General features: G+C 61.6%; 1 protein-coding gene. It reads right to left on the bottom strand.

The features are described 5' to 3' along the window. Positions 1 to 606, bottom strand: a 606-nt coding sequence (locus tag F6Q13_RS19625) for a cellulase family glycosylhydrolase (protein WP_293060051.1), incomplete at both ends; no start/stop codon positions are given.

Here is a 606-nt window from a genome sequence, read left to right as displayed (position 1 = left end):
TCTCAACCGAATAACTGAACCGGAAAACCCCATCGTCAAACGAAAACGAATTCGGCGTACCCGACACCGTCTGCGGATACGGCTCAGCCAACGTCTCCAGGTTGGCGGTGTTGATGTTGGCGCCCACCGGCGGCTGATCGGTGTTCGCCACCAGCGCCGTGGCTCGCGATGAACCGGTGATGTCGTTGTTGGACATGAAGGACCAGTTGATCCAGCTGATCTCGTGCTGGTTAGCCAAGTTCTCGAATTCTTGGTCACCGGTACCGGCCCATCCGAATTCGCTGACCACGACCGGGACGTCATGGGAGTTCCCGTATGCCTGGGCGCGATCCAGGACCACATTCTCCAGCGCCGAGCACCCGAAGTTGGAGCTGAACAGCACTTGCGTGAGGCAGTAGTCCTCCGGCGTCAACACGATGTGCGAGTAGGGCACTGTGCCTACGTCGACGGGAGACAGCTCGTCTTCGAAGACGAGATTGGGTTCGGTCCACACCGGGGTGGTCGGGTCGACGGCCCTGATCGCCGCCGTCACCTGGTCGAAGAACGGGGTCAGCTCTGCGGCGCCGAAGCCGGGGCTGCCCAGCGGGATCAGCGGCCACGAAAAGC

It is taken from the genome of Mycobacterium sp., from assembly GCF_008709575.1.
Classification (GTDB): Bacteria; Actinomycetota; Actinomycetes; order Mycobacteriales; family Mycobacteriaceae; genus Mycobacterium.
Note: the sequence above shows the minus strand (reverse complement) of the source record. Positions and strands in the feature narration are given on the sequence as shown.